The sequence below is a fragment of the Streptomyces sp. P5F9 genome (assembly GCF_057961495.1).
Genome location: NZ_JBXVPZ010000569.1, coordinates 1 through 5,527 on the forward strand (window position 1 = coordinate 1; position 5,527 = coordinate 5,527).

General features: G+C 70.4%; 7 protein-coding genes. 3 read left to right on the plus strand and 4 right to left on the minus strand.

Going from position 1 to position 5,527, the window contains the following annotated elements; genetic code table 11:
- The coding region (locus AC31A1_RS45755; protein WP_489658988.1) for an enoyl-CoA hydratase/isomerase family protein at positions 1–195 on the minus strand (195 nt) is incomplete at its 3' end.
- Positions 196–341: 146 nt separating this feature from the next.
- Here AC31A1_RS45755 and AC31A1_RS45760 point away from each other — a divergent pair.
- Positions 342–944 carry a hypothetical protein gene (locus AC31A1_RS45760; RefSeq protein WP_489658989.1) on the plus strand — a complete coding sequence of 201 codons (603 nt, stop codon included), beginning with the start codon at positions 342–344 and terminating at the stop codon, positions 942–944.
- A 20-nt stretch (positions 945–964) separates the two neighbouring features.
- Here the strand turns inward: AC31A1_RS45760 and AC31A1_RS45765 are convergent, their stop codons facing one another.
- Together AC31A1_RS45765 and AC31A1_RS45770 are read right to left on the minus strand one after the other, a co-directional pair.
- A complete protein-coding gene (locus tag AC31A1_RS45765) occupies positions 965–2,092 on the minus strand; it encodes an adenylate/guanylate cyclase domain-containing protein (RefSeq protein ID WP_489658990.1) in 1,128 nt (375 codons plus the stop codon).
- 118 nt (positions 2,093–2,210) lie between these two features.
- A complete protein-coding gene (locus tag AC31A1_RS45770; protein ID WP_489658991.1) occupies positions 2,211–3,086 on the minus strand; it encodes a biotin--[acetyl-CoA-carboxylase] ligase in 876 nt (291 codons plus the stop codon).
- Between the two features lie 111 nt (positions 3,087–3,197).
- On the opposite strand from AC31A1_RS45770, the gene AC31A1_RS45775 reads away from it, so the two are divergent.
- Together AC31A1_RS45775 and AC31A1_RS45780 are read left to right on the plus strand one after the other, a co-directional pair.
- A complete protein-coding gene (locus tag AC31A1_RS45775; RefSeq protein WP_489658992.1) occupies positions 3,198–4,799 on the plus strand; it encodes an acyl-CoA carboxylase subunit beta in 1,602 nt (533 codons plus the stop codon).
- A gap of 13 nt (positions 4,800–4,812) precedes the next feature.
- Positions 4,813–5,022, plus strand: a complete 210-nt coding sequence (locus AC31A1_RS45780) for an acyl-CoA carboxylase subunit epsilon (RefSeq protein ID WP_489658993.1) — start codon at positions 4,813–4,815, stop codon at positions 5,020–5,022.
- 82 nt (positions 5,023–5,104) lie between these two features.
- On the opposite strand, the gene AC31A1_RS45785 is transcribed toward AC31A1_RS45780, so the two are convergent.
- A partial coding sequence (locus tag AC31A1_RS45785; RefSeq protein ID WP_489658994.1) for a GDSL-type esterase/lipase family protein occupies positions 5,105–5,527 on the minus strand: 423 nt, incomplete at its 5' end.

The window sequence follows — 5,527 nt, forward strand, 5'->3', positions numbered from 1 at the left end:
CGCCCGCTCGTGCGACGAGGTCACCACGGTCACGCGAACGTCACGGTCCGCCGCCAGCGCCGCGCAGGCCTCGGCGATCGAGCCCGCCATCGCCGTGGACACCGCGTTCATGGCCTTGGGCCGGTCCAGGACCAGTTCCGCGACGTACCCGTGCCGCCGCACCAGCACGAACTCCCCGAACCGCTCCTCGCCCATGACCGCCTCCTGGTTAACGTGGGTTAACAGACCTCGCCCCGATCATCGCACGGGCCTTCCCCGTTCGGGTGACATCCCGCCCAACTCCCGCCGCACCGCCCGTAGAAGCGCATAACGTGCGTCCGCCACACCACAGGGGAGGGATCGTGACGACGACCACGAAGGCGGAGCCGGCCGAGGGCGCGGCGGACATAGCGCCGCCGCCCGTCCCCAGGGGCCGGCACCGCCGCCCCCGGCCCCGCAAGGTCCTGCTCGCCGTGGGAGGGCTCGCCGTGGCCGCCGGTGTGCTGAGCCTCGTACGACTGGCGCCCGAGTCGGGAGTCGGTGGGCTGGGCACGGCGGAGGCGGAACCCCGGCCCGACCCTGGCACCGGCGCCGACGACGGCACCGACCGGCCCGCCAACGCCGCCGCGACCATCAGCGCCAACCCGGCCGCGATCCCCTCGGCGACCTCGGTGATGGGCGGCATCACTCCCACCCCTACGACGACCTCCGGAGTCGTACCGACTCCGTACGCGACCGCGACGCCGACGACGGCCGCGAACGCGAACCCGACGACCGTCCCGGAGACGACGACGGCCACCACGCCACCGCCTCAGGCACCGGCTCCCCGGCCGGCCTCGACTCCCACGTCGACGCCCACGCCCACACCCAGCCGGACCGCCAACTCCACCGCCCCCGCGCCGAGTCGGCCGAGTCTGTGCGTGCCGATCATCGGGCTCTGCGTGGACGGACTCGCCAACCACTGACCCGCGTAGGCGAGTTGGGCCTACGCCGGTGACGAGTCCCGGCGGGTGAGGAGCCAGGGTTCGACAACTCCCAGGCCGCGCACGGGGCGTTGCCACATCGGCTGGAGGGCGAAGCGGTAGGTCGGGGCTTCCTCGCCCTCCTTCTCGGCGGTGGCCGCGGCTTCCGCCGCCTCCGCCTCGGAGGCGGGGGCCTCGCCGCTGCGGATGAGTTCCTCGGCGAAGGCGCTGTCGACGAGGACGGCGTCGCGAGGAGCTATCGACGTGAGGCGGGAGGCGAGGTTGACCGTCGTGCCGAAGACGTCGCCCATGCGGGTCGTCACCGTGCCGAAGGCCATGCCGACGCGGAGTTCGGGCATGGTCTCGTCGTTGGCCATGGTCTCGATCAGCAGCAGGGCGATCTCGGCGGCGACTCCGGCGTCGTCCGCGGAGTAGAGGACCTCGTCGCCCAGGGTCTTGATGAGACGGCCGCCGCGCGCTGCCACGAGGTCGGCGGCGGTGGTCTCGAAGGCCTCGACGAGTTCGCCGAGTTCCTCCTCCTCCATGCGGCGGGTCAGGCGCGTGAAGCCCACCAGGTCGGCGAAGCCGACGGCCAGGCGCCGGTCGACCATCTCCTCGTCGTCGCCCGCCTGGACGACCCGGCCGGCCGAGGCGGCGAGCTGGCGCCGCCAGACGTAGACGAGGAATTCCTCCAGCTCGGGCAGCAACAGCTCGATGATCGGGTACGTCACCTCGGTGCGGGACATGCCCGGTTCCGGCGGCTCGGTGAGGCCCTCCAGGAACGAGTCCATCTGCCAGCCCGCCAGCCGCGCGGTGGTCTGCCCGGTGGAGCGGGCCACCTGCACCGCCATCGCCTCGCTCAGCAGCCCCGCCTCGACGAGACCGGCGAGGCGCCGCAGTGCGAGGACGTCCGCCTCCGTGAACGCCTTGGCCTGGCCGACGTCGGCGAAGCCCATGGCCCGCCAGAAGCGCGTGGCCAGCTCCATGGAGACGCCGGCGGTGCGGGCCGCCTGGAAGGGGGTGTAACGGCGCTCCGCGCCGAGGATGAGTCCTTCGAGACGCAGCGCGAGCGGGTCCTCGCCGGGTTCGGCGGCATCGGGGGCCACCCGGCCGTCCGCGTCCGCGCCGGAGCCCGTGTCGTCGACGGTCACGCCTGCTGCCCTTCCGATCTGCCACGGTCAGGTATCGACCGGGCCCAATGCTACGGCAGGTGTGGGCCAGCTCACTCCGTGAGTCACACGGGAAGAGCCGCCACAAGAGCGGTCGGGGTCACGCGGGGCGCAGGTGGACGATGTCTCCCGCCCCCACGGGCTCCTGCACGCCGTCCTCCGTGGCCAGCACGAGCCGCCCGTCGCCGTCGATCGCGACGGCCTCACCGGTGATGGACCGGTCCCCGGGAAGTTCGGCCCGGACGACCCGGCCGAGCGTCGAGCAGCCGGCCGCGTAGGTCTCCTGGAGGCCGCTCTCCAGCGGGTCGCCGCCCGCCGCGCGCCACTTGTCGTACCAGTGCTCCAGGGACCGCAGCACGGCCCGCAGGAGGGGATCGCGGTCGGTGGTGACCGCCCCCGCCAGAACCAGGGAGGCCGCCTGCGGAACGGGCAGCTCGTCCTCGCGCAGGGTGACGTTGATGCCGACGCCGACGATCACCGCGTCGTCGCCCGCGCGCTCGGCGAGGATGCCGCCGGCCTTGCGTTCCTCGCCGCCGACAGTCACCAGGAGGTCGTTGGGCCACTTGAGTGCCGTGTCCACGCCGGCCGCCCGGGACAGACCCGTCGCAACGGCGACCCCGGTCAGCAGCGGGAGCCAGCCCCAGCGGGCCACGGGGACGTCGCCCGGCTCCAGCAGGACGGAGAAGAAGAGACCGGAACGGGCCGGTGCCGTCCACTGCCGGTCGAGGCGCCCGCGCCCCGCGGTCTGCTCCTCGGCGACGAGCACCGCACCTTCCTCGGCGTTCCCCGCGAGTGCCAGGGCCATGAGGTCGGCATTGGTGGATCCGGTGCGCTGCACGACCTCGATGTCGCAGTAAAGGCCCCCGTGGCCGCCGTCCCGCACCAGGCCCTTGCGCAGCGCCACACCGTTGAGCGGCGGACGGTCCAGGTCGGACCAACGACTGTTGTTCTCGTCTGAGGCATCTCGCGGCGTCATGCAAGCCACCCTAGGTGTGTTGTACGCCGCACTGCCGATCGGTAGGCCCGCCACTACTCTACGGATGAGTAACCCGTCCCCCTTTTGAGCAGGCAGGGAGCCGCAATCCCGATGTCCGAGCCGGAAGCGCCTCAAGAGACCGACATCCACACCACAGCCGGGAAGATCGCGGATCTTCAGCGCCGTATCCAGGAAGCGACGCACGCCGGCTCGGAACGTGCGGTCGAAAAGCAGCACGCCAAGGGCAAGTTGACGGCCCGTGAGCGGATCGACCTGCTCCTCGACGAGGGGTCCTTCGTCGAGTTCGACGAGTTCACCCGGCACCGGTCCACGGACTTCGGCCTGGAGAAGAACCGCCCGTACGGCGACGGAGTCGTCTCCGGGTACGGCACGGTCGACGGCCGCCCCATCGCCGTGTTCTCCCAGGACTTCACGGTCTTCGGCGGCGCCCTGGGCGAGGTCTACGGCCAGAAGATCGTCAAGGTGATGGACTTCGCGCTGAAGACGGGCTGCCCGGTCATCGGGATCAACGACTCCGGCGGCGCCCGCATCCAGGAGGGCGTGGCCTCCCTCGGCGCGTACGGCGAGATCTTCCGCCGCAACACGCACGCGAGCGGAGTGATCCCCCAGATCTCCCTTGTCGTGGGCCCGTGCGCGGGCGGCGCCGTCTACTCCCCCGCGATCACCGACTTCACGGTGATGGTCGACCAGACCTCGCACATGTTCATCACCGGCCCGGACGTCATCAAGACGGTCACCGGCGAGGACGTGGGCTTCGAGGAGCTGGGCGGCGCGCGCACCCACAACGCGGTGTCGGGCGTGGCCCATCACATGGCGGGCGACGAGAAGGACGCGATCGAGTACGTCAAGCAGCTCCTGTCCTACCTCCCGTCCAACAACCTCAGCGAGCCGCCGGCGTTCCCCGAGGAGGCGGACCTCACCGTCACGGACGAGGACCGCGAGCTGGACACCCTGGTCCCGGACAGCGCGAACCAGCCGTACGACATGCACACGGTGATCGAACACGTCCTGGACGACGCGGAGTTCTTCGAGACGCAGCCACTCTTCGCCCCGAACATCCTCACCGGTTTCGGCCGGGTCGAGGGCCGCCCGGTAGGCATCGTGGCGAACCAGCCGATGCAGTTCGCGGGTTGCCTGGACATCGACGCCTCCGAGAAGGCGGCGCGCTTCGTCCGCACCTGCGACGCGTTCAACGTCCCGGTCATCACCTTCGTGGACGTCCCCGGCTTCCTCCCGGGCGTCGACCAGGAGCACTACGGCATCATCCGCAGGGGCGCGAAACTGATCTACGCGTACGCGGAGGCAACAGTCCCGTTGATCACGGTGATCACCCGCAAGGCCTTCGGCGGCGCCTACGACGTCATGGGCTCCAAGCACCTCGGCGCCGACCTCAACCTCGCCTGGCCGACCGCCCAGATCGCCGTCATGGGCGCCCAGGGCGCGGTCAACATCCTGCACCGCCGCACGATCGCCGAGGCAGAGGCGGCAGGCGACGTCGAGGCGACGAGGGCCCGCCTGATCCAGGAGTACGAGGACGCCCTCCTCAACCCCTACATCGCGGCCGAACGCGGCTACATCGACGCGGTCGTCCTCCCCTCCGACACCCGCCGCCACGTCGTCCGGGGCCTACGCCAACTCCGCACCAAACGCGAGTCGTTGCCCCCGAAGAAGCACGGCAACATCCCCCTGTAAAGGAGCGCCCCCCATGAACATCAAAGTCGTACGGGGCAACCCGACCCCGGAGGAACTGGCCGCCGCGTTGGCGGTAGTAAGAGCCCGAGCAGCCGCGGCGGCCACCACAACACCGGGCACCCCAAGACAGCGGGACGCCTGGTCCGACCCATCACGCATCGCGGGCGCGAGGCTCCCTCACCCCGGGCCGAGTGCATGGACCCGCACTTATTGGCCCGGCTAGGGAGAGTTGCTTTTAGGGGCGCGGGGCTGTATCAATTTGCGGCTCCGCCGCGTGGGCGCGACCAGCCCCCACCGCCCCGCGCTCAAAGACGACGCTCAACGGCTTCAGCCATCATCCCGTACCCCTCGTCATTGGGGTGCAGATGATCCCCGAAGTCATAAGCAGGGTGCAGCCGATCCGAATCCCCCGGGTCGGCCATCACCCGATTCAGATCTACGAACCCATCGAACTCCCCCGAGCAACGAACCCACTCGTTGACCTCATGACTGACCTTCGCCGCCCGCTCCCCCCAGTGATCAGACCCCCCGAACGGCAACAAGGTCGCCCCGATCACACGGAGTTCACGCCCCTGCCGTATCAACTCCCGGTACCCAGCGATGACTTCACCAGCCGAAACCACCGGCGCCGGCTTGTACGTAGGCTGCGCATCCGTCTCGCTGAACCCGATGTCATTGAGCCCCAGCAACACGACGACCGTGTCCACCCCGGCCAGTCGCACCACGTC